This is a genomic window from Micromonospora xinjiangensis (assembly GCF_056150165.1).
In genome coordinates this window covers 60,271-83,275 of record NZ_JAXCFO010000011.1, presented here as the reverse complement: position 1 = coordinate 83,275, position 23,005 = coordinate 60,271, and the positions used below count along the sequence as shown (strand labels likewise).

General features: G+C 73.3%; 21 protein-coding genes. 9 read left to right on the top strand and 12 right to left on the bottom strand.

Going from position 1 to position 23,005, the window contains the following annotated elements; all coding sequences use genetic code 11:
* Positions 1–138: 138 nt before the first annotated feature.
* Positions 139–1,821: a bifunctional 3'-5' exonuclease/DNA polymerase gene (locus SM573_RS28110; protein WP_474614432.1), complete on the top strand. Its 1,683-nt coding sequence runs from the start codon at positions 139–141 to the stop codon at positions 1,819–1,821.
* A 236-nt stretch (positions 1,822–2,057) separates the two neighbouring features.
* On the opposite strand, the gene SM573_RS28105 is transcribed toward SM573_RS28110, so the two are convergent.
* Positions 2,058–3,008, bottom strand: a complete 951-nt coding sequence (locus tag SM573_RS28105; RefSeq protein ID WP_474617420.1) for an NADP-dependent oxidoreductase — start codon at positions 3,006–3,008, stop codon at positions 2,058–2,060.
* A 226-nt stretch (positions 3,009–3,234) separates the two neighbouring features.
* On the opposite strand from SM573_RS28105, the gene SM573_RS28100 reads away from it, so the two are divergent.
* A complete protein-coding gene (locus tag SM573_RS28100) occupies positions 3,235–3,930 on the top strand; it encodes a DUF1223 domain-containing protein (RefSeq protein ID WP_474617419.1) in 696 nt (231 codons plus the stop codon).
* Positions 3,931–4,237: 307 nt separating this feature from the next.
* Complete coding sequence (locus tag SM573_RS28095; RefSeq protein ID WP_474614429.1) at positions 4,238–4,831, top strand: nucleotidyltransferase family protein; 594 nt, start codon at positions 4,238–4,240, stop codon at positions 4,829–4,831.
* Between the two features lie 53 nt (positions 4,832–4,884).
* Here the strand turns inward: SM573_RS28095 and SM573_RS28090 are convergent, their stop codons facing one another.
* The gene (locus SM573_RS28090; RefSeq protein ID WP_474614428.1) at positions 4,885–5,706 is read right to left on the bottom strand and encodes an alpha/beta fold hydrolase; all 822 of its coding nucleotides are present in this window, start codon (positions 5,704–5,706) and stop codon (positions 4,885–4,887) included.
* A 169-nt stretch (positions 5,707–5,875) separates the two neighbouring features.
* Here SM573_RS28090 and SM573_RS28085 point away from each other — a divergent pair, with 169 nt between their 5' ends.
* The gene (locus SM573_RS28085) at positions 5,876–6,853 is read left to right on the top strand and encodes a sigma-70 family RNA polymerase sigma factor (protein ID WP_474614427.1); all 978 of its coding nucleotides are present in this window, start codon (positions 5,876–5,878) and stop codon (positions 6,851–6,853) included.
* Here SM573_RS28085 and SM573_RS28080 read toward each other — a convergent pair.
* Complete coding sequence (locus SM573_RS28080) at positions 6,767–7,126, bottom strand: STAS domain-containing protein (protein ID WP_474614426.1); 360 nt, start codon at positions 7,124–7,126, stop codon at positions 6,767–6,769. The genes SM573_RS28085 and SM573_RS28080 overlap by 87 nt on opposite strands.
* 81 nt (positions 7,127–7,207) lie before the next feature.
* Here SM573_RS28080 and SM573_RS28075 point away from each other — a divergent pair, with 81 nt between their 5' ends.
* The 3 genes from SM573_RS28075 (at position 7,208) to SM573_RS28065 (ending at position 10,113) form a co-directional block, all read left to right on the top strand.
* Positions 7,208–8,455, top strand: a complete 1,248-nt coding sequence (locus SM573_RS28075; protein WP_474614425.1) for an FAD-binding oxidoreductase — start codon at positions 7,208–7,210, stop codon at positions 8,453–8,455.
* Positions 8,456–8,566: 111 nt separating this feature from the next.
* Positions 8,567–9,067 carry a hypothetical protein gene (locus tag SM573_RS28070; protein WP_474614424.1) on the top strand — a complete coding sequence of 167 codons (501 nt, stop codon included), beginning with the start codon at positions 8,567–8,569 and terminating at the stop codon, positions 9,065–9,067.
* On the top strand, positions 9,064–10,113 hold the full coding sequence (locus SM573_RS28065) for a phosphotransferase (RefSeq protein WP_474617418.1): 1,050 nt from the start codon (positions 9,064–9,066) through the stop codon (positions 10,111–10,113). The genes SM573_RS28070 and SM573_RS28065 overlap by 4 nt, the downstream gene beginning before the upstream one ends.
* A 369-nt stretch (positions 10,114–10,482) precedes the next feature.
* Here SM573_RS28065 and SM573_RS28060 read toward each other — a convergent pair whose 3' ends face one another.
* The 7 genes from SM573_RS28060 to SM573_RS28030 all read right to left on the bottom strand — a co-directional run bounded on the left by SM573_RS28060 (position 10,483) and on the right by SM573_RS28030 (position 19,658).
* A complete protein-coding gene (locus tag SM573_RS28060; protein ID WP_474617417.1) occupies positions 10,483–11,565 on the bottom strand; it encodes a hypothetical protein in 1,083 nt (360 codons plus the stop codon).
* A 50-nt stretch (positions 11,566–11,615) separates the two neighbouring features.
* Complete coding sequence (locus tag SM573_RS28055) at positions 11,616–13,013, bottom strand: GH1 family beta-glucosidase (RefSeq protein WP_474614421.1); 1,398 nt, start codon at positions 13,011–13,013, stop codon at positions 11,616–11,618.
* The gene (yicI, locus tag SM573_RS28050) at positions 13,010–15,241 is read right to left on the bottom strand and encodes an alpha-xylosidase (RefSeq protein WP_474617416.1); all 2,232 of its coding nucleotides are present in this window, start codon (positions 15,239–15,241) and stop codon (positions 13,010–13,012) included. Before yicI ends, SM573_RS28055 begins: the two co-directional genes overlap by 4 nt.
* Positions 15,238–16,131 carry a carbohydrate ABC transporter permease gene (locus tag SM573_RS28045; protein WP_474614419.1) on the bottom strand — a complete coding sequence of 298 codons (894 nt, stop codon included), beginning with the start codon at positions 16,129–16,131 and terminating at the stop codon, positions 15,238–15,240. The genes yicI and SM573_RS28045 overlap by 4 nt, the downstream gene beginning before the upstream one ends.
* A gap of 1 nt (position 16,132) precedes the next feature.
* Positions 16,133–17,110 carry a carbohydrate ABC transporter permease gene (locus SM573_RS28040; RefSeq protein ID WP_474617415.1) on the bottom strand — a complete coding sequence of 326 codons (978 nt, stop codon included), beginning with the start codon at positions 17,108–17,110 and terminating at the stop codon, positions 16,133–16,135.
* A gap of 64 nt (positions 17,111–17,174) precedes the next feature.
* Positions 17,175–18,479, bottom strand: coding sequence for an ABC transporter substrate-binding protein (locus SM573_RS28035; protein ID WP_474614417.1), 1,305 nt, complete (start codon positions 18,477–18,479; stop codon positions 17,175–17,177).
* 81 nt (positions 18,480–18,560) lie between these two features.
* On the bottom strand, positions 18,561–19,658 hold the full coding sequence (locus SM573_RS28030; protein WP_474614416.1) for a LacI family DNA-binding transcriptional regulator: 1,098 nt from the start codon (positions 19,656–19,658) through the stop codon (positions 18,561–18,563).
* Positions 19,659–19,915: 257 nt separating this feature from the next.
* On the opposite strand from SM573_RS28030, the gene SM573_RS28025 reads away from it, so the two are divergent.
* Positions 19,916–20,377 carry an SRPBCC family protein gene (locus tag SM573_RS28025; protein ID WP_474614415.1) on the top strand — a complete coding sequence of 154 codons (462 nt, stop codon included), beginning with the start codon at positions 19,916–19,918 and terminating at the stop codon, positions 20,375–20,377.
* Positions 20,374–20,724 (top strand): ArsR/SmtB family transcription factor, encoded by a 351-nt coding sequence (locus tag SM573_RS28020; protein WP_474614414.1) that lies wholly within the window; start codon positions 20,374–20,376, stop codon positions 20,722–20,724. Before SM573_RS28025 ends, SM573_RS28020 begins: the two co-directional genes overlap by 4 nt.
* A gap of 46 nt (positions 20,725–20,770) precedes the next feature.
* On the opposite strand, the gene SM573_RS28015 is transcribed toward SM573_RS28020, so the two are convergent.
* On the bottom strand, positions 20,771–22,087 hold the full coding sequence (locus tag SM573_RS28015) for a family 43 glycosylhydrolase (RefSeq protein ID WP_474614413.1): 1,317 nt from the start codon (positions 22,085–22,087) through the stop codon (positions 20,771–20,773).
* Between the two features lie 60 nt (positions 22,088–22,147).
* Entirely contained in the window at positions 22,148–22,984 is an 837-nt protein-coding gene (locus SM573_RS28010; RefSeq protein WP_474614507.1) for an amidohydrolase family protein, read from the bottom strand.
* Between the last annotated feature and the right edge of the window lie 21 nt (positions 22,985–23,005).

Below are 23,005 nucleotides of genomic sequence, written 5' to 3'. Positions count from 1 at the left end.
CCGGCTCCGGCGCACCGACAGGAGAGGGTGGCCTTCCACGGGGGATGGCCACCTTCTCCGCCCTCCTGCGGCCGTGCGGTCGGGCCGTCGCTGCCGGCGGTGCGAGGAGTGTCGCAGGGGCGAGGCAGAATCGCGTCCGTGCTGGTGGCGGTGGTGGCGAGCGAGGGCGGCAGCGGCGGCGTGCTGCAACCGCTCGACGCCGCCGGCCGCCCCACCGGCCCGCCGGAGCCGGTGGCCGACCTCGCCGCCGCGGTGGCCGCCCGCGAGCGCGCCGACCACCCGCGCTGGGTCTGGGCCTCCGGCGCGGCCGTCTACCCGGGTCTCCTGCGCGCCAAGGTCCGGGTCGACCGGTGCCACGACGTCGAGCTGACCGAAGCGCTGCTGCTCGGTCACGCCGGGCGCTGGGGCGAGCCCCGCTCGCTCGCCGCCGCGTGGGCCCGGCTGACCGGCGCGCCGGTGCCGCCCGATCCGCCGCCGCGCCAGCCCGCGCCGCCCGGCCTCGGCCAGGACGCGCTCTTCGACACCCCGTCCGGAGCGCCGGGCCCGGGCATCGACGCGCTCGTCCGGGTGTACGCCGACCAGCTCGCCCGCGTCTCCGCCACCGCCCACCCCGGCCGGTTCCGGCTGCTGGTCGCCGCGGAGTCCGCCGGCGCGTTGATCGCCGCCGAGATGGGGGCCGCCGGTCTGCCCTGGCGCGCCGACGTGCACGACGAGATCCTCGCCGAGCTGCTCGGCGAGCCGTCCCCGGTCGGTGGCCCGCCCCGCCGGCTGGCGGAGTTGGCGGCCCGGATCGCCGACGCGTTCGGCGTACGCCAGTTGCACGCCGACTCCCCGGCGGAGCTGCTGCGCGCGTTCGCCCGGGCCGGGGTCGACCTGCCCAACACGCGGGCCTGGGTGCTGCGCGGGGTGGATCATCCGGCCGTGCCGCTGGTCCTGGAATACAAGGAGCTCTACCGGATCTGGACGGCGCACGGCTGGGCGTGGCGCGACCAGTGGGTGCGCGACGGCCGGTTCCAGCCGGAGTACGTGCCCGGCGGGGTGGTCTCCGGCCGGTGGGCGACGCGCGGCGGTGGCGCGTTGCAGATCCCCAAGGTGATCCGGCGGGCCGTGGTGGCCGATCCCGGCTGGCGTCTCGTGGTCGCCGACGCGGGCCAGTTGGAGCCCCGGGTGCTCGCGGCCGTCTCCGGCGACGCCCGGTTGGCGGCGGCCGGCGGTGCCGGCGACCTCTACGCGGCCCTGGCGCAGGACGCGTTCGGCGGTGACCGGGCGCGGGCCAAGGTCGCGCTGCTCGGCGCGATGTACGGCCAGACCGGCGGTGCGGCCGTTCCCGCGCTGGCGGTGCTCAAGCGCAGCTACCCGACCGCCTTCGGCTACGTCGAGGCGGCGGCGCGCACCGGCGAGGCGGGCGGCCTGGTCCGCTCCTGGCTGGGGCGGACGTGCCCGCCCGGCTCGCTCGGGTTCGTCGACCCGGGCGACGGCGCCCCCGACCCCGACGGCGCGGCCGATCCGCAGAGCTCGCGGGCGAGGGCGGCCCGATCCCGGGGCCGGTTCACCCGCAACTTCGTCATCCAGGCGACCGCGGCGGAGTGGGCGTCGACGCTGCTGGCCACCCTGCGCGGCGAGCTGGCCGGCACCGCCGCCGAGCTGGTCTTCTTCCAGCACGACGAGGTGATCGTGCACGCCCCGGCCGAGGAGGCCGAGGCGGTGGCGGCGGCCGTCACGCGCTCCGGCGAGCGGGCGTCCGCGCTGCTGTTCGGCGACACCCCGGTCCGCTTCCCGCTCGACCTCTCCGTCGTCGACTGTTACGCCGACGCCGCCTGACGGCACCCACCGCCACCAGCACCGCCGGCGCCAGCCCGCCCCGAGCCCAGCCCGCCCCGAGCCCAGCCGCCGGCCCGCAGAGCCTCGTCGATCATGCAGTTGCGGCGCCTGGAATCCGAGCTTCTGCACCTCTTGTCAATGACCACAACTGCATGATCGACCGTGAACGGGGTTCGCGCCTCGCGCGGAGCGCCGCGGGGGCCCGCGGGGAGCGCGGCGGGGAGCGGGTGGTGTGGCTAGTCGGCCACGTGGATGACGATCTTGCCGCGACGCTTGCTCGTCTCCAGCGCCTCGTAACCGGCGCGCGTCTCGGCCAGCGGCAGCACGCGGTCCACCGCCGGGCGCAGCCGGCCCTCGTCGACCAGTTCGGCGATGGACCGCAACGCGTTCGCGTCGGGCTCGACGACGAAGAAGACGCCGCGGACCCCGTGCCGGGCCGCCTCCTCCTGGTCGGGAGGGGCGGCGATGCCGACCAGGATGCCCCCGGGCTTCAGGACCGACCAGGACCGCGACTGCGTGGACCCGCCGACGAGGTCGACGACGACGTCCACGTCGTGGACGTGCTCCTCGAACCGGTCGCGCGCGTAGTCGATCACCTGCTCGGCGCCCAGGTCCCGGACGAAGTCGAGGTCGGCGGCGGCGGCCGTGGCGCTCACCCGGGCGCCGAGGCCGGCGGCGAGTTGCACGACGTACGACCCCACGCCGCCGGCGCCGCCCTGCACCAGCACGTGCTGCCCGGCCTGGAGACCCGCGTGGTCCACGAGCGCCTGCCAGGCGGTCAGCGCGGCCAGGGGCAGCGTCGCGGCCTGGTCGTGGTCGAGGGTGACGGGTTTGGCCGCCACGACGGCGGCGGGCACGGTGACGTACTCGGCGGCCGCGCCGTCGCGGGTGAAGGGGATCAGGCCGTAGACGGCCTCTCCGACGCCGGGGCTCTCCACGCCGGCGCCGCACGCCGCCACGACGCCCGAGAACTCGTGCGACGGGATGATCGGGGTGCGTTCCGGGCCCGACCCGTCCTGGGTGTGCGTCCAGGTCGCCGACCAGGTCAGTTCGTGGGGTGTCATGGAGGCGCCCTTCACGGCGACCAGCACCTCGCCGGGCCCCGGCTCGGGGCGGGGTGCCTCTTCCAGGACGAGTTGCTCCGGGCCGCCCCTGCGGTGAGCCCTCACCGCCTGCATGGTGCTCATCCGCCCCCCACTCCCTTCCGCCCCGTACGGCCACCCCGTCGCCGCAGAGGTCGGGCGGGGTCGGGCGGGTATTCCCACGTCGCTCCCCGCTACCCGGTGGATCATGAGCTTTGTGGCGGCCTCGACGATGGCACCCGCCGCGAACCTCACGATCGACGGGGCATGGTCGCGGCCGGAACGGGAATCGGAGGGGCCGCCAGCGGGGACCGACGGAGGAGGGGCGCACGTGACCGACCCCAGCCGTGCCGGGTCGGACGGCTTCGCCGTCGTCGAGCTGTTCACCTCCCAGGGGTGCGAGAGCTGCCCTCCGGCGGAGGAGTTGCTCAGCGAGATCGAGCGGGACGCCCGGGCGCGGGGGCTGCCGGTCTTCGTCCTCGGATTCCATGTCGACTACTGGGACTACCTGGGCTGGCCGGACCCGTTCGGCGACGCGGCGTACTCGGCGCGGCAGCAGGCGTACGCGCGCGCCCTCGGCGCCAAGGGGTTGTACACCCCGCAGATGGTCGTGAACGGCGCGGTCGAGTTCGTCGGGTCCGACCGACGGCGGGCGGGGGCCGCGATCGCGTCCGCCCTCACGCAGGTGACCACCACGCCGGTCGCACTGTCCGCCGAGGGTTCCGGCGACGGGAGAGTGGTGGTGGACTACCGGGTCGGCCGGGCGCCGGAGCGGGCGGTGCTGAACCTCGCGCTCGTGGAACGAGGGCTGGAGAGCGAGGTCACCGGGGGCGAGAACGCCGGGCGGACGCTGCGGCAGGACAACGTGGTGCGTGCCTTCACGTCCACGGGTGTGGACGCCGAGCACGGGCGGGTGGAGCTGGCGGCGCCGTCCGACCTGGATCCCCGAGAGGCCTCGGTCGTCGGCTACGTCCAGCACGACGGGCACGGAGCCGTCGTCGGCGCGGCGTCCGTCGACCTGACCTAGGCTTCGCCGCCGCCACCCCGCCACCCCGCCACCCCGCCACCCCGCCACCCCGCCACCCCGCCACCCCGCCGCCGGGCGGGGACGACACCACGGGAGACGAGCCGGGGACGCGCGCGTGCTGTCCTGACCGCCCACGCGGAGGTGACCGGTGCGGTGCATAACGGTTGCACTCTTTTTCCTTTTCGCCCCGCTACCCCGCTCGGCTCGCCCTCGTTGCTCCCGATGTCCGTACGACGGAGCGGGTCGGGCCCTCGGGCCGCGGCCCGCTCCACGGTGGAGGGGGCCGCAGCTGAACCGGATCGCAGGAATGATCATCGCCGCGGGCGGGGGACGCCGGATCGGGGGTCCCGAGGCGCTGCTGCACCAGGGGGAGCGACCCCTGGTGAACCGGATGATCGACACGATGACCGAGGCGGGCTGCGAGCGGATCGTGGTGGTGCTGGGCGCGGCGGCCGACCAGGTGCGGGAGACGGCCGACCTCACCGGGGCCACGGTCGTGGTCAACCGGGCGTGGGGGACCGGCGTCGGCTCCTCCATCCGCGCCGGCCTGGCCGCGCTCGACGACGACCGGATCGAGGCGGTCGTGGTCGTCCCGGTCGACATGCCGGGCCTCACGCCCGCCGCCGTCCGCCGGGTGGCCGCGCTGCCGTACCCGGACGTGCTGGTCTGCGCCACCTACGACGGGCTGCGCGGTTACCCGATGCTCTTCGGCCGCCGGCACTGGGCCGGCATCGCGACCCTCGCCAGCGCCGACGTGGGCGCGCGACCGTACCTGCTGGCGCACAAGGACCAGATCGTCGACATCGCCTGCGACTCGGTGGCCGACGGCAGTCGGGTCGACACCCCGGAGCTGATGGCGCTCTACGGCCTGACCGTCCCACCCCAACGCGTCGGCGTCTGAACGGCGACGCACCCGCCCCGCCCGACGGGCGGAGCAGGTGCGTCACGGGTGGCTCAGCTCCGCTTGTCGAGGAAGGCGAGCGTGACCGCGGCGAGCAGCGGGGAGTCGGCGATGTCGTAGTGCGTCAGCCCCGGCAGGATGGCCAGGGCGTGCCCGCCCTTCGGCCGGCTCTCGCCGGCCCAGCCGCCATCGCGCAGACCGCCGTCGAGCAGCTTGAAGACCTCCACGTAGTGGCTCGGGGGCGCCATGTCGGCGTCGGCGGCGACGATCAGCGTCGGCACCTGGAGCCCACGGACCTCCTCGGTGTAGTCGTAGTCCTCCGCCATCGCCGCACCGATCTTGTCCAGCAGCCGGGGGAAGTCCTCGGGGCGCGGCGCGACCCGCTGGTACAGCTCGTACATCGGGGTGTCCTTCATGAACTCCGCGGCCGCGGCGCCCACCTGGCCCTGCTGCGCGAGGATCTCGGGGTAGATGGCGTCGCGACGGATGTGCGCCGACGCGGTGACGAGGCGGCCCACGAGGTGCGGGTGCCGGATCGCCACCTGCAGGGCGACCCCACCGCCGAGGGAGAAGCCGACGAGGTCCGGCTGCTGCAGGCCGAGGTGCTCGATGAGCGCGGCGATGTCGTCGGCCATCGACGTCACGGCGATCGGCCGGTCGATGTCCGCCGTGCGGCCGTGCCCCTGCAGGTCGACCAGGATCACCTGGTGGTGGTCGGCAAGGGCGGGAAGGATCGGCGCGAACATCTCACCCGAGCCGAGGCCGCCGTGCAGCAGCACCAGCGGGCGCCCGCTGCCGTGCGTCTCGTAGTAGAGGTTGATGCCGTTGACGTCGGCGTACTTGCCCGGGCCGGTGGTCCGCTCCGTGGTGGTCATGGCGTGCTCCTCGTGGTCTCTCGTTGAGCTGACACCGGTACTGACCGGGCCGGCCCCGCGAACTCATCGCCGCCGGCGGCACGAATTTCGTCCCCGGACAGCCGCGACACGCTCGGCCGGGCGCGGTGAGGGTCCCCGTGGGCAGGGACGCTCGACTACCGTGGTCGGGGTGAGCGACGTGGCGACCAGTGCCCCCATCGAGGACCAGCTCGAGGCGTACCGCTCGGAGCTGACCGGCTACTGCTACCGGATGCTCGGCTCCGTCTTCGAGGCCGAGGACGCCGTGCAGGACACCTTCGTGCGGGCCTGGCGCGGCTTCGACCGGTTCGAAGGGCGTTCGGCGCTGCGGTCCTGGCTCTACCGGATCGCCACCAACGTGTGCCTCACCATGCTCTCCAGCGCCCAGCGGCGGGTCCTGCCCATGGATCTCGGCCCGGCCGGATCCGGCCACGCCACCGACCCGGGCGAGCCGCGCCCCGAGGAGATCTGGGTCGGCCCCGCGCCCGACAGCCGGGTGCTGCCCGAGCGCAGCGACCCCGCCGAGGTCGTCGCCGAGCGCGAGTCCGTCCGGCTGGCGTTCGTCGCGGCGTTGCAGCACCTGCCGCCGCGGCAGCGTGCCGTGCTCATCCTGCGCGAGGTGCTGGCCTGGTCGGCGCAGGAGGTCGCCGATCTGCTCGACACCTCGGTGGCGAGCGTCAACAGCGCCCTCCAGCGGGCCAGGGTCACGCTCGCGGCCGCCGACACCCGCGCCGACGCGTACAAGCCGATGGACGAGGAGCAGAAGGCGCTGCTCGCGCGCTACGTGACGGCCTTCGAGGCGTACGACCTCGACGCGCTCACGACGCTGCTGCACGAGGACGTCACGCTGTCGATGCCTCCGCTGCCGCTGTGGCTGCGCGGCCACGACGACATCGTGGCGTGGATGTCCGGCACGGGCAGCGGTTGCCGTGGCTCCCGGCTGCTGCCGGTGGTCGCCAACGGCATGCCGGCGTTCGCGCAGTACCGGCCGAGCCTCACCGGCTCGGGCCACGAACCGTGGGCGTTGATCGTGCTGCGGCTCTCAGGCGGCCGGATCACCGCGGTCAGCAACTTCCTCGACACCGAGCGCCTGTTCCCCCTCTTCGGGTTGCCGGCCCGGCTCGGGTAACACGTCGGCGAGGCCGAGCAGGCCCACGAGCTGCCGCAGCGCCGGGCCGGCGCCGTGGACGACCAGCCGCCAGCCGTGGCGCCGTGCGGTCACCCGCAGCCGCGCCAGGGCCTCGACGGTCACCATGTCCGGCCGGGCGACACCCGCGACCTCGCAGGTGACGACGCCGGGCCGGCGGCCGCGCACCAGCCCGGCGAGGTCCGCGCACAGCGCGGGGATGTCCGCCCGGGTCACCGTCGGGCCGACCGGAAACGAGATCGCGGTGTCCGCCACCTGGGTAGGACCAGCCGGAGCCGCGGAACTCATCGCCCCGCCGACCGATGAGTTCCGCACCGCCCGCCGGTCTGAACGGGCATGACGATTCGACAGACACTGCGCACCACCGGCCCGGTCCTCCTGCCCGGCGACCAGGGCTACGACGAGCACCGCAAGCCCCTCAACCCGGCACTCGACCCGCGGCCCGCCGTCGTGGTCCGGGCCGCCGGCACGGCGGACGTACGCGAGGCGGTGCTGGCCGCCCGTCACCACGCGCTGCCGTTCGCCGTGCAGGCCACCGGCCACGGCACCCACGTGGCGCACGACGGCGCGCTGCTGCTGCACACCGGCGCGATGACGTCCGTCCTCGTCGACCCGGACCGTCGGGTCGCCCGCGTCGGGCCCGGCGCCCGCTGGGGTGACGTGCTGCGGGCCGCCGCACCGTTCGGGCTGGCCGCACTCTCAGGTTCCTCGCCGGACGTCGGCGTGACCGGTTACACGCTCGGCGGCGGCCTGGGCTGGCTGGCCCGCCGCCACGGTCTCGCCGCCGACAGTGTGCTGCGCGCGCAGGTCGTCACGGCCGACGGCACGGTCAGGACGGCCAGCGCCGACCGGAACGCCGACCTGTTCTGGGCGCTGCGCGGCGGCGGGGGCTCGTACGGGGTGGTCACGGCACTGGAGTTCCGCCTCTACCCGGTCTCCCGGGTGTACGCCGGCGCGGTCACATTCGGTCGCGACCGGGCCGCTGAGACGATCGCGTTCTACCGGCAGTGGATCGACCGGGCGCCGGACGCGCTCAGCACCGCGCTGCTGCTCACCCGCGACGGCTCGCTCGTCGTGAAGGCCATGTACGCCGGTGACGCCGACCGCGGCCGGGCGCTGCTGGAGCCGTTGTGGAAGGTGGCGGGGCCGGTCGTCACCGACGGCATGCGGGTCGTCGACTACGCGGACGCGGCGATGGGCGGCACCTACGCCCGTACGTTCGACCAGGTCCGCACGATCGACGACGACCTGGTCGCGGCGCTGGTCGCCGAGGCGGACGCGACCGTCGAGATCCGCCACTGGGGCGGCCGCATCGCCCGCGACAGCGGAGCGGCCGCGCACCGGGACGCCCCGCTGTCGGTCATCCTCGACTCGGTGCCGTCGGCGCGGACCGCGGCGGCGCTGCGCCGCGGCGGCCTCGGCAGCAGCTTCCTCAACTTCCTGTACGACCCGTCCCGGACCGCGTCGGCGTTCACCGCGGAGAACTGGGCGGCGCTGCGTCGGATCAAGGCGACGTACGACCCGGAGAGCGTCTTCGGCGCCGGCAACGCCGTCCCTCCGGCCGCGACGTCGGCCTCCGCCTAGGATCCGGTGGGACACGGCTGGTCGACGCGTCACCGCCCCCCACCGCCCGCTGCCGGTGCGATAGCGTCGACCGGCCGACGCGACCGGACGCGTCGGGGCACGGGGGTGCACGTGGCAGCGATCGCTCGACACCTGGCCGGGGCGCTGGTCGCCTGGCTGGTGTTCACGTTCGAAGGGCTGCTCGGCTATCTCGCCCTGCTGGCGTACGCACTGATCACCGGTGCCGACGCCGGTGGCCCGCTCACCGGGCCGCTGCTGGTCCTGCTCGCCGCCGTGCTCGGCGTCGTGGTGGTGCCGCTGCTGGTGCTCCCCGCGGTTCTGCTCGGCGAGTCGACCCGGCGCCGCCGGGGGCGGTTCCTGGGGGCCCTGGTCGGTGGTGGCACCGCGATGCTCCTCGCCGCGCTCGCCGCCGGGGTGGCCGCCCTCACGACCGACGTCACGCCGAGCGGTGCCGGCCTGGCCGGCGTGATCGCCGCGCTGGCGACGGTGGCGCCGGTGGCGGCGTACGGGGCGACGGCGGAGGCCACCCGGACGCTCTCCCGCCGGCTGGCCCGCCGCCTCGATCCCGTTCCGGCCGACGCGACCGGCCGGCGGCCCTGGGCCAGGCCGTGACCCGGCCCCCCACCGACCTTCTGCCCGCCGACGTGCCGGCCGAGGCGCTGACCCACAACACGCTGAACGGGGTGACCGGCGGGATCTGGCGCACCCACCGCGACGGTCGCCCGGTGGTGCTGAAGCTGCTCGCGCCGCCCGGGCGACCCGGCCCGGGACACTGGGCGGGCAGCGACGACCCGGGCCACTGGAACTACTGGCGGCGTGAGGTCGAGGCGTACCGCGGTGGCCTCGCCGCCACGGCGTACCCCGGGCTGCCCGCTCCCGAGATGCTGGCGGTCGACGAGCGTCCCGACGGGACTGTCGCGCTCTGGCTGGCGCAGGCCTCGGGTCGGCCGGGCACCGCCTGCTCACCGGCGGACCTCGGCACCGTGGCGGAACGGCTGGGCGCCGGCCACGCCCGCTGGCTCGGCGCACCGGCCAGCGGGATCTGGCCCGGTGGTGGTCCGGCACCCGACTGGCTGGCCCGCGACTGGCTGCGCGACTACACGCTGAGCCGACCGGTGCCCGGGCCGGTGCCCTGGGACCACCCGGTCGCCGAGTCCGCCTGGCCGGAGCGGCTGCGGGCGGCCCTGCGGCGGATCTGGGAGCGCCGGCACGAGATCGTGGCCGTCACCGACGAGCTGCCCCGGACCCTGTGCCACCACGACTGCTGGCCCATGAACCTCGTCTTCACCGAGACCGGGCCGGTGCTGCTCGACTGGTCCGGCGTCGGCCCCGGCCCGGTGGGCGAGGACGCGTCGAACCTGGTGCTGGACACGTTCTTCGACGGACTGGTCGACGTGGCGCTGCTCGACGAGGTCGCGGCCGTCGTGGTCGCGCGCTACCGGGCCGGCCTGGACGGCCGCGTCGACCGGGCCACCGTCACCCGCGCCGTGCGGCTCACCGGCGTCGCCAAGTACGTCTGGCTGGCGCCGCTCATGCTCAGCCGGCTCGGCGGGCCGACCGGGCAGACGTACGACCGGCGCGACGAGGCCGCCATCATGGCCGGCCGCCGCCCCGTGCTGGACCTGCTCGTCGCCTGGGCCGCCGAGGTGTTCGACTGAGACCCGGCCCGCCCACGGGCCTACGCTTCCCGCACGGTGAGCCACCCGGCGGTTCTCGGACGGTATCCATGCCGGTCCGCGAGCCCGCGAACGATCCGCCGGTACGTGACCGGCGCCGTAGACGACCGCCACGTCGATCGGCTCCGCGGAGCGGGTGCGGATCAGCTCGGCCAGGGCGGCGAGCACCCGCTCGTCCCGCTCGCCACCGCACGCGCGCTCGACGTGCTCGGTGAACTCGGCGGTGGTGACGTCCGGGTTGATCAGCTCCACGCCGAGCGACCGGTACGGGATGTCGTCGACCACCAGCCCGGACCGCTTGTTGGCAGGCATGATCCGGTAGGTGAGCGTGAGCGCCCAGCCGAGGGCCGACTAGCCGCCCCGGCGCCACCAGCGGCGTTTCCCGACCGGTGCCGGCGCCGGTTCCTCCTCGCCATCCCCGTCGTGCTCGGCGTCACGCGCCAGCACGGCGCTCGCCAGGGCCCGGTCCTCCGGACGGCAGCCCGGCGTCACGATCATCAGCTGGGCCAGGGAGGCCTCGATGGTGACCGGCCGGTCCGCCGCCACCGCCGCGTCCAGCCGGGCCCGGACGAGGTGCCGTACCTCGTCGCGCAGCTCCGGTTCGCGGTAGGCGGCGGTGACGAGCGCGAACAGTGACGCGTCCGCGACCCAGTCCTCCACCCCGAAGGCGAGGTCCACCAGCACCTCCCGGCGGGTCGACGTCGCCCACGGCTGGTCCTTCTCGTGGTGCAGGATGCCGAGGCACACCCACGGTTGCAGGAGGCGGTACCAGTAGGTCGGCGTCGACGCGGCCAGGTGCCGCCAGCGAGGGGTGTCCGGCGGGACGGGCAGGTGAGCGAGGAGCCCGAGCAGGTCGTCCAGCGGCAGGTCGCCGAGTGGCGCGGCCTTCACGTACCCGGAGAGCGGGGACGGCCAGGGCTCTCCCGCCACCTCGTGCAGCAGCCGGACCGCGGCGGCCGACGGCGGCGGCGCCGCGGGCAGCGGCTCGGTGCCGTCGTAGCGCCACACCGCGTACCGGCCGGGCCGGACGGGCTGCCGGATGTCGGGGGCCGGGAACTCGGCGATGCCGATGTCGACCGGGCCCACGACGCGCCGACACGCGGTGATCGCGCTGGCCGGCTCCGGCGCCGACAGCCCCAGGCCGGTGAGTTCGAGTTGTTCGCCGCGCGCCAGCCGAGACCCGACGTCGTTGGCGATGTTGCTGATCGCCTCGCTCGGCATCGGCACCCAGTTGAGCCAGGGGCGCTTCGCCGAGGCCAGCGCGAACACCACGTCGGTCATCCCGCACGGGTGCGGATCGTCCTGTACGGCGACCAGCGCCGCCACGTCGCCGGAGGCCCGAAACCGCACCGCGTGCCGGGCGGCGTCGCGGTGCGGGAACCCGGGATCCTCTGCCATCTGCCGCAGGTCGGCATCCGCGTCGCCGGAGAACATGGCGCGCAGCCTAACAATCCGGCTGACCGGGCAGGGGGCGGAGGCGGTGTCTACTCCAGACGGCCGGTGGCCGCGAGCCGCTGGTACCAGTGGGCGCTCTGCTTCCAGGTGCGGACCTGGGTGTCGTAGTCGACGCGGATGATCCCGAAGCGGCGGTCGTAGCCGTAGCCCCACTCGAAGTTGTCCAGCAGCGACCAGACGAAGTACCCGCGGACGTCCGCGCCGCGCGCCCGCGCCTCGGCCACCGCGGCGATGTGCCGGTGCAGGTAGTCGATGCGGCGGTCGTCCTGGATCGTGCCGTCGGCCGACACCACGTCGTCGAAGGCGGCGCCGTTCTCGGTGATCATCAACGGCTGGCCGGGGTACTCGCGGTGCAGGCGCAGCAGCAGCTCGGTGAACGCCTCCGGGTCGATGTTCCAGCCCATCGCCGTGTGCGGGCCGGGCTGCGGCAGGAAGTCGACGTCCTCGGCGGCCACCCACGGCGTGGCCGTCGACGCGCCGTGGCCGTCCGCGTCCGAGCGGGGCGACACCCCGTCCCACGCCCGCACGAGCGTGCTGGAGTAGTAGTTGACGCCGAGCACGTCCAGCGGCACCGCGACCAGCTTCTCGTCGCCGTCGCGGACGAACGACCAGTCGCTGACGGCGGCGGTGTCGTCGAGCAGGTCGGGCGGGTACGCCCCGTCCAGCATCGGCCCGAGGAACGCGCGGTTCGCCAACGCGTCGATCCGCCGCACCGCCTCCCGGTCGGCCGCCGAGTCGGACGCCGCCCGGACGACGTGCAGGTTCAGCGTCACCGACAGCTCGGCCGCCGGGGCGAGTTCCCGCACCACGCGGCCGGCCAGGCCGTGCGCGAGGTTGAGGTGGTGGACGGCGGCGAGCGCCGCCGCCGGTTCGGTACGCCCCGGCGCGTGCACGCCGGAGGCGTAGCCCAGGTACGCCGAGCACCACGGCTCGTTCAACGTCGTCCAGGTGTGCACCCGGTCGCCCAGCGCCTCGACGATGCCGGCCGCGTACTCCTCGAAGCGCAGCGCGGTGTCCCGCGACGCCCAGCCGCCCGCGTCCTCCAGCTCCTGCGGAAGGTCCCAGTGGTACAGGGTGGCCACCGGCCGGACCCCGCGCTCCAGCAGCCCGTCCACCAGCCGCGAGTAGAAGTCGATGCCGGCGCGGTTGAAGGCGCCCGAGCCGCCCGGCCGCACCCGCGGCCAGGCGATCGAGAACCGGTAGGCGTTCAGGCCCAGGTCGGCGATGTGTCCCAGGTCCTCCTGCCAGCGGTGGTAGTGGTCGGCGGCCACGTCGCCGGTGTCGCCGTTGAGCGTGCGACCCGGGGTGTGGCTGTAGGTGTCCCAGATGGAGCGGCCGCGGCCGTCCTCGGTGGCCGCCCCCTCGATCTGGTAGGCGGCCGTGGCCGATCCCCAGACGAAGCCCTCCGGGAAGACGTACGCCGTCATCGCTGCACTCCCTGGATCTCGCAGTGGTGTCCCGTCGACGCGCCGGCCACCAGCTCGGCGGTGGCCGTGCCGTCGGTGTAGCGGACCTCGAACTCGGCGCCCGGCCCGTCACCGGGAGACGGCACCCGCACCCGGGTCCGCTGCTCCTCGGCGGGCGCGAAGAGCCGCAACCGTACGCCGTCGGCCCACTCGTAGTCCGGCCGGTCGGCGCGGTCACCGAACGGGATCACCGCGCCGGGCCGGGCCAGCACCGGCACGCTGTCGAACCCGTGCTTCTCGGTGACCCAGGCCGGCCCGGTGAGCTGCGCACCGGTCACCAGGTGGGTCCACGTGCCGGCCGGCACGTAGAAGGTGACCTCCCCGTCCGCGCTCATCACGGGCGCGACGAGGACGTCCGGGCCGAGCATGTACTGCCGGTCCAGGTAGGCCGTGGCCGGGTCGTCCGGGAACTCCACCACCATGGGGCGCATCATCGGCACCCCGTCGCGGTGGGCCTCCTCGGCGACCGCGGCCAGGTAGGGCATGAGGCTCAGCTTGAGGCGGGTGAAGTGCCGCAGCACGTCGACGGCCTCGTCGTCGAAGGCCCACGGCACCCGGTAGGAGCCGGAGCCGTGCAGCCGGGAGTGCGACGAGAGCAGCCCGAAGGCGATCCACCGCTTGAACACCGCCGGGTCCGGGGTGCCCTCGAAGCCGCCGATGTCGTGGCTCCAGTAGCCGAAGCCGGACGCGGCCAGGGACAGCCCGCCGCGCAGCGACTCGGCCATCGCCGTGAACGTGGACTCACAGTCGCCGCCCCAGTGCACCGGGAACTGCTGCCCGCCGGCGGTCGCCGAGCGGGCGAACACCACCGCCTCGCCCTTGCCGCGTTCGGCCTCCAGCAGCTCGAACACGGCCCGGTTGTAGAGGTGGGTGTAGTAGTTGTGCATCCGCTGCGGGTCCGACCCGTCGTGCCAGACCACGTCGGTGGGGATCCGCTCGCCGAAGTCGGTCTTGAAGCTGTCGACCCCCATGTCGAGCAGGGTCTTGAGCTTCCCCGTGAACCAGGCGACCGCGTCCGGGTTCGTGAAGTCGACCAGCGCCATGCCGGCCTGCCACTTGTCCCACTGCCAGACCGACCCGTCGGGGCGGCGGACCAGGTAGCCGGCGCGGCGCCCCTCCTCGAACAGGTAGGAGCGCTGAGCGATGTACGGGTTGATCCAGACGCACACCTTGAGGCCCCGCTCGTGCAGACGCCGCAGCATGCCCTCGGGGTCGGGGAACGTGGCCGGGTCCCAGACGAAGTCGACCCAGTGGAACTGCCGCATCCAGAAGCAGTCGAAGTGGAACACCGACAGCGGCAGGTCCCGCTCGGCCATCCCGTCGATGAACTCGGTGACGGTCTTCTCGTCGTACGAGGTGGTGAACGACGTGGACAGCCAGAGCCCGTACGACCAGGCGGGCACGCGCGCCGGGCGGCCGGTGAGGGCCGTGTAGCGGCGCAGCACGTCCTTCGGGGTCGGGCCGTCGATCAGGTAGTAGGTGAGCGTCTGCCCCTCGACGCTGAACTGCGTCTGCGACACGACCTCGGAGCCGATCTCGAAGGAGACGTGCTCCGGGTGGTCGACGAAGACGCCGTAGCCGCGGTTGCTGAGGTAGAACGGCACGTTCTTGTACGCCTGCTCGCTGGCGGTGCCACCGTCGGCGTTCCAGATGTCGACGGCCTGACCGTTCTTCACGAACGCGCCGAACCGTTCGCCCAGCCCGTAGACCGTCTCGGCGACGTCGAGACCGAGCCGTTCGTGCACGTACCGCCGGCCGTCGGCGTCGGTGACGACGCCGATGCTGCGCTCGGTGGACGAGGTCAGCAGCCGGTCGCCGTGCCGGAAGTCGACCCGCCAGCCGTCGACCAGGGCGACCCGGGCGGTCAGCTCGCCGCTGGTCAGCGTGGCGCTGAGCCCGGAGACGTCGACGGTGACCGGGTGGTCGTCGCCGGTGGCCAGGGCGAAGCGGGGCGACTTCCGCACCTCGCCGAGGTGGTGGGCGATGGTGACGCCGATGACGCCGTCGGCGGGGGAGAAGAACCGGACGGTCACGACCGGCCGGTTGAGGGTGTCGCCCCGACCGGTGAGCCGGCCGGTGGGGGCGAAGACGGTGAAACCGCGCTCGTCCGGCTCGACCGACTCGACCGTGCCGGGCCGCAGGACGGACACCCCGGGTCGCAGTTGCCAGTACCCGTCGGTGAACTTCACTTCTCGGCTCCTGCCGTGATGCCGCGCGCGAGGGTGCGCTGGAAGATGAGGAAGAAGAGGATGGCCGGGACCAGGCTGATCAGGGCGCCCGCGTTGGTGGTCGGCGCGTCCATCAGCCGGTCGCCCTGCAACGACGCCAGCGCGACCGGGATGGTCTGCGTGGAGTTGTCGATGAGCATGACCAGCGGGATCAGGAACTCGTTCCAGGTCCAGATGAAGAAGAAGATGAGCAGCACCGCGAGGGTCGGCCGCAGGTTGGGGAAGACCACCCGCCACAGGACCGTCCACCGGCCCGCGCCGTCCAGCGCCGCCGCCTCCAGCAGCGAGCGCGGGAAGGTGCCGAGCACCGAGGCGAGCAGGTAGGTGCCGAACGCGCTCTGGATGACGGTGAAGATGATGATCACCGAGAGCTGGGTGTTGTAGAGGCCGACCTGCTTCGCCGCGTAGTAGAGCGGGTAGATCAGCGCCTCCTGCGGCAGCATGTTGGCCAGCAGGAAGAGACCCACGATCCAGAGCCGGCCGCGGACCCGGCCGATGCCCAGGGCGTACGCGTTGAGCAGCGACACGACCACGCCGAGCACGGCGACGGAGCCGGCGATGAGCGCCGAGTTCCAGAGCTTCAGCGGGAAGTCGACCTCGGTCCAGTAGGTCCGCAGGCCCTTGGTGTAGAACTCCGACGGCCAGCTCAGCGGACCGCCCGAGGAGTAGTCGCCGGGTGACTTGAACGCGTTGAGCAGCATGAACACGAACGGCACCAGCATGACGAGCGCGCCGAGGGTGACCAGGGCGAGGACGATCCAGCGGCTCGCGCCGCGGTGGTGGCGGTCGCGGGCCGGCCGGGGTGGGCGCGGGGTCACCGCGCGCTCGGCCGGAGTGAGCGTGACGGTCATGTCAGACCCCCCGGTCCTGGCGCTCGCTGCGGTACTGCATCCAGATGAACACCACGGCCACCGCGACGATGATCAGGGTGAGCACGGTGGAGATGGCGGATCCGTAGCCGACCTGGAGCTTCTTGAAGAACGTGTAGTAGGCGAAGTACGACGGCACGTTGGTGGCGTTCTCCGGCCCGCCGCGGGTCAGCGCGAAGACCGGGCCGAACACCTTCAGCGCCGCGATCGTGCAGGTCAGGGCCACCACGAAGGTCTCCGGCCGGATCTGCGCCAGGGTGATCGCCCGGAACCGGTGGAACCAGTTGGCCCCGTCGACCTCGGCCGCCTCGTACAGCTCGGGGTCGACCCGCTGCAGCGCCGCCATGAAGACGACGACCGGGTAGCCGATCTGCACCCAGATCATGACCGCCATGACGCTGGGCATCGCGGTGCTCGGGTCGCCGAGCCAGTCGTGGCGCAGCGCGCCCAGGCCGATGGCGTCGAGCAGGCCGTTGAACGCGCCGTCGGGGCGCAGGATCCAGCCCCACACGATGCCCGCTACCACGACCGGCAGCACCTGCGGCAGGTAGAAGGCGGCGCGCAGCGCGGCGGCCGTGCGCGGACGGAACCTGCGGCCGATGACGTCGAAGAGCAGGGCGGCGAGCACCAGGCCGACGACGGTCGGCACCACCACCATGGCGACGATCATGGCCAGGGTGTTCTTGAACGAGGTCCAGAAGACCTCGTCCTGCATGAGGTTGCGGTAGTTGTCCAGCCCCACGAACGTCGGGTCGCCGATGCCGGACCACTTGGTCAGCGAGAAGTAGACAGTGCCGACCAGCGGGGCGCCGATGACGAGGACGAAGAGCGCCGCGCCGGGCAGCAGGTAGAGCCAGTAGCCGGCGCCCCTGCCGCGGCGCTTCGCGCGCCTCGGAGTCGGGGTCGGTGCGGGTGTCGTGGCGGACCGTTGCGGGCCGGCCACGGTCTCGGGGAGTGCCATGGGAGATCCTTCCCGGCGGGGTGGACGCGCGGGCCGTGGCCGGGCGCGTCCACCCCCCGCCGTGTCACTTGCCGGTGATCTCCTTGACCCCGTCGGCGTACGGCTTGGCGATCGTGTCGAGGACCTGGTCGGGTGACTTGGACCCGTTGATCAGGCCCTGGAACCCGGAGACCAGCACGTCGTAGTAGCCCGGCACCGGCCAGTCCGGGTAGAAGGCCAGGCCGTCCTGCTGGCTGACGGTGTTGAAGTTCTCGATCAGCGTCTTGTCCTTCGGGTCGCTGATCTTCGACGGGTCGGCGGCCACCGGCACGCCACCGTTGTTGCCGATCAGCGCCTGGACCTCGGGACGCAGGGTGATGTCGATGAAGTCGTACGCCAGGCTCTTGGCCTTGCTGTTGGCGGGGACCACCCAGAGGTTGCCCGACGAGCCGGCGTGCAGCTTGTTGCCGGGGAACAGGAAGCTGTCCCAGTTGAACTTGATCTCGTCCTTGAACCGGCCGTACCACCAGCTGCCCGAGACGATCATGGGCGCCTTGCCGGAGATGAAGGCGGTGCCCATGTCCTCGGCCTTCAGGCTCGCGGAGTCCTTGGCGACGTAGCCCTTCCGCACCCAGTCGGCGAAGGTCTCCGCGCCGTACTTCAGCGGGTCGGCCTTGAAGTCGACCGGGTTCTTGTAGAGCTGGTAGTCGTCGACGAACTTCCGGTCGGCCTTGGCGAGGGCGAGCTGGTAGAACAGCTGGCCGGCGGGGTACTCGGCGCCGGCCTCGGCCAGCGGGGTGACGCCCTTGGCGACGAAGGTGTCCATCGCCTTGGTCATCTCGTCGAACGTGGTCGGCACGGCGACGCCGTACTTGTCGAACAGGTCCTTGTTGTAGTAGACCATCACGAACTCGCCGTAGTTCGGCACGCCGTACCAGTTGCCCGAGCCCATCACGCCCTTGTCGTCGTAGCGGGCGGTGGTCTGCAGGCTGGGGCTGAGCGCCTTGTCCCAGCCGCGCTTGGTGGCCTCTTCGGTCAGGTCGGTGAGCAGGCCCTGGGAGGAGAGCAGGCCCGCGGTCGCGTTGCCCTTGTTGTACTCCATGATGTCCGGGCCCTCGGACGAGTTGATGATCATGCCGGCGTTCTGCTGGATCTGCTCGAACGCCTTGCGCTCGAACTGCACCTCGACGCCGGGGTGCTCGTCCTTGAAGATCTGGATCGCCTTGTCCCAGGCGATGCCCATGGCGCTGTTCGCGCTCTCGTAGTGCCAGAGCTTGAGGGTCTTGGCGTCGCTACCGTCGCCACCCTCGTCGCCGCCGCACGCGGCCACCGTGGTCGTCGCGGTCGCGGCCAGCGCGATCGCGGCGACCAGCTTGCGGATTCGCCCCATTGCTATCCTCCTGGTGAGTATCGAGCCGGTACTTACCTGGCCCGTCGTCGCGTGGCAGCGCGGCGGCGGGCCGTCGTCTCGTCAGCCGCCCGGCGGGCCGGTCCCGGCCGGGAGGCCGCCGGACCCGGCGGTCGCGGTGACCACCGCGGCGGCCGGATCAGCCACCCCCGCGGCGGGGCCGGTGGATCCCCGGACCTCCAGCACGCACGGCAGCAGCTGTTGATGGTTCTCGTCGCCGGCGCCCTCCAGGTGGCGCAGCAACGCCTCCACCGCGATCCGCCCGAGCGCGGAGCCGGGTGAGGTCATCGCGGTCAGCGCCGGGGTCGCCAGCTCGGCGACCTGCGGCGAGGTGACCATCGAGACGACCGAGACGTCGTCGGGGACCGTGTAGCCCCGGTTGGTCAGCTCGCCGAGGATGCCGAAGATGGCGTTCTCGTTCATGGCCAGCACGGCGGTCAGGTGGGGCGCCTGCGCGAGGGCGGTGGTCAGGGCGGCGCGCCCGCCGGCCGCGCTGTCCTCGGCCGCGATCATCACGGGCTCCAGGCCGTGGCCGGTCATCGCCGCGACGAAGGTGTCGCGGGTGCGTACGGCCGGGCCGTAGCCGGCCGCGATGGCGGCGGCCGAGTGGTTGACGTAGACGATGCGGCGGTGGCCGAGGCCGACGAGATAGTCGACGGCCTCCCGGACGGTCTGGTCGAAGTCGATGTCGACGTACGACAGGCCGGTGGTGTCGTCGGTGCGGCCGATGAGCACCAGCGGCACACCGGCCTCCTGGAGGGCGGCGACCCGGCCGTCCTCGACCTGCACCTCCATCAGCACCGCGCCGTCGAGCATCCGCTGGCTCGCCAGCCGGCGCAGGTCGTCGAGGTCGTCGGCGCCGACGGGGGAGAGGACCAGGTGGTAGCCGCCGGCGCTGGCCGCCGCGGCCGCGCCGGTGACGAACGCCGTCTCGGTGGCGCCCAGCCCGCGCTCGTCCATCGGCATCAGCAGGCCGATGATCCGGCTGCGCCGGCTGGCCAGGCCCCGGGCCATCGCGTTCGGCTGGTAGTCGAGCTCGGCCATGGCCGCGAGCACCTTCTCGCGGGTGGCCTGGGATATGGGGCGCGTGCCGGTGAGCACGTAGGACACCGTGCTGACCGACACCCGGGCCAGGCGCGCGACGTCGTGCATCGTTGCCATCGCGCACCTCCTTTGGCCGCGCTCCCAAGCGGCTGTCGAAGCGTTTCGACTAACCGTTTCGACGAACCGTAGGCCACCTGTTACGACGTCGTCAATAGCTGATGTCGAGAAGAAATCCGGGGCGGTTCGCGCGGGTGGCGGGCGGGCCTCGGCCACCCCCGGGTCGTCGCCGCGGACACCGCGGACGCAACTTTCGGTTGCGCATAGAGAGGCCGCCGGGTAGCGTCACTCGCAACCAAAGGTTGCAGGAGGATGTCATGGAGTTCGGGACCATCGAGCGCGAGATCTGGGTGGAGGCGCCCCCCGAGGTCGTCTTCGAGGTGGTGAGCAGCCCCGACCACCTCAAGCAGTGGTGGCCGGACGACGCCCGGTACGACCCGACACCCGGTTCGGCCGGGCAGATCGTCTTTGGCGATCCCGGGGCCGGGGGAGCCGTCGTCTCCTTCACCGTCGTCGACGCGCGACCGCCCCGGAGCTTCTCGTTCCGATGGACGCACCCGGCCGGCGAGGTCGCGGCCGAGGGCAACTCCCTGCTGGTCACCTTCGAGCTGACCCCGTCCGGCGGCGGGACGCTGCTCAGGATGACCGAGACCGGATTCCGCGAGATGGGCTGGGAGATCGCGGTCCTGGAGCAGCAGTACCGGGAGCACGTCACCGGCTGGGACTTCTACCTCCCGCGCCTGGCGCCGTACGCCACCACGCTCGGAGTGCGGCCGTGAGCACGGCGGTGGCCGAGAAGATCGACGACGACCTGTGGTCCGCGATCGGCGACCCGACCCGGCGCCGGATGCTCGACCTGCTGCTCGTCGAGGGCGAAGGCACCGCGACCAGCCTGAGTCGGCTGCTGCCCGTCACCCGGCAGGCCGTGGCCAAGCACCTCGGCGTCCTCGACCGGGTCGGCCTGGTCCGGCCGACCCCCGCGGGCCGCGAGAGGCGGTACCGGGTGGACGAGGACCAGCTCGCCCGCGCGGTGGTCCAGCTGTCCTCGGTCGGGGCCGCCTGGGACGACCGCCTGCGGCGGATCAAGCGGATCGCGGAGGCGATCCAGCGCACCCGACAGGACTGACGGCGGTCACCGGGTCCGTCACCGGCGCCGCCTGGGCCGAGCCGGACTAGGCGATCTCCACGTGGTCCAGCTCGGCCCAGCGGTCCCGGTGGGTCAGCCGCAGCGTGTTGAAGCCGGCGTTCAGGGTGACGTCGGCGCGGACCTGCCGCCAGGTCTCCCAGCCCGTGTTCGGGTAGCTGACGACCTGGGCCGCGCCGCCGTTGACGGTCAGCGTGTGCGTGGCGTCGCCGTACCCGGCGGCGTAGGCGATGTGCGCCGTGTAGCCGCCCGCACGCGGGGCGAAGACGGTGATGTCGACCCAGCTGTCGGCGTGGTCGATGTAGGCCACCACCTGGCCCTGGGAGGCGGTCGCGGTGTTGCGCACGGCGCAGTGGTTGAGGCCGCCCCGCTCGGCCTCGTACCGCACGCGGCTGCCCCGCACCACGGGGAACTCGCCGGCCCAGCCCAGCGCCGCCACGTACATCCCCCGGGCGGAGTAGTTGTTGATCCAGCCGTGGAAGACGAGGTGGTCCCCGCCGGCCTCCCGGACGACGTCAGCGCCGCCCGGCCCCCGCACGGCCCCGTCCACGCTGGCCGTCGTCAGCAACGACCGGTACGCCTTCACGTACGGGCCGGTCAGCGAGGTCGCCGTCGCGTAGCTCGTCTGGTAGCCGTCGCCGCCGTACCCGCCGAGGGAGTAGAAGAGCACGTAGCGCGATCCGACCTTGGTCAGCACGGGTGCCTCGACGATGCCGGCCTCCTCCGCGCGGTCGTTGCGCAGCAGCTCCACGCGACCACCCTGGAGCGTCACCCCGTCGGCGGCCACGCGCTGGAGCCACAGGCTCGTCGGCTGGCCGACGGCGTTGCCGTCGTCCTTGTAGAGCAGGTAGCGCAGGCCCGTCGAGTCGACGAAGCTGGACGCGTCGATGTCGCCGCCCTCGCCGCCGTTGCAGATCAGCGGACCGGTGCCGACCGGGGTGAACGGGCCCGACGGCGAGCCGGCCACCGCCGCTCCGATGCACTGCCGGCCGACGGCCCGGCTGCGCGCGGTGTAGTAGAGCAGGAAGGTGCCGTCGGCGCGCTGCGACACGTCGGGCGCCCAGGTGAGGCCGCCGTCGGCCCACGCGCCCAGGGTTGGCAGGGCGTCCGGCCGCCGCGTCCACGGGCCGGTCAACGAGGTCGCCGTGGCGACCGGCACGTTGCCGTTGCCGTTGTTGGTCGAGTAGGCGTAGTAGGTCGCGCCGACCTTGATGACGTCCGGGTCGGGGAAGTCGCCGGCGATGACCAGCGCCGCGGGTGTCGTCGCCGCCGACGCCGCCTCCGCGGCGAGGACGACGGGGCCGGTCACGAGCACGGCGGTCAGGCAGGCGAGGAGTCGGCGCATGGCCGAGTATAACCACGACCGTCGATGCGATGGTGGTTCTCGGCATTGTGCGGGTGCGGCTCAGTCCAGGTCGAACAGGGCGGCGGCGTTGCCCCAGCAGACGGCGCGCAACCAGTCGTCGCCCAGGTCGAGCCGGGCCAACCCGGCCAGCTGCTCGGCGTACGGGTACGGGATGTTGGGGAAGTCGCTGCCCAGCAGCACCTTGCCGGCCAGTCCGAGATCGCGCAGGCGGGGCAGCTCGCCGGCCGGGAAGGGCACGAACCGGTCGAAGAACGGGGTGAACGCCATCGTGGTGTCCAGCCGGACCCGCTCGTGCGCGGCGGCGAGGTCGAGGAAGGCGCGGTAGTCGGGCGCGCCGAGGTGGGCCACCACCGCGGTCAGCCTCGGGTGCCGGGCGAGCACGGCCGCGAACGGCCCCGGCCCGGTGTGCGCCGTGCCGACCGGGGCGTGCCCGGCGTGCACCACCACCGGCACGCCCGCGTCGGCGAGCAACCCCCAGACCGGGTCCAACTCGGCGGCGGTCGGCGCGAACCCGCCCACCTGCACGTGCACCTTGAACACCCGGGCGCCGGCCGCCAACGCCTCGCCGACGTACCGGCCGGCCTCCGGCTCGGGGTAGAAGGTGGCCGAGGGCAGGCACCCGGGCGTGGCGCGGGCGAAGTCGAGGGTCCACCTGTTCAGGTCGGCGGCCATGCCCGGCCGGTGCGCGTACGCCAGCGCGCTGAACGCCCGTACACCGAGCCGCCGCAGGTGCGCGACCCGGTCGGCGTCGCTCCAGCGGTAGCGGATCGGCCACTCCGTGCCGACCAGCGGGCCGGCCGCGTCGAAGTACGCCCAGACCCGGCGCAGCAGCCGTGGCGGCAGGAAGTGCACGTGCACGTCGGCCAGGCCCGGCAGCCCGAGCCCGCGCCAGAACGC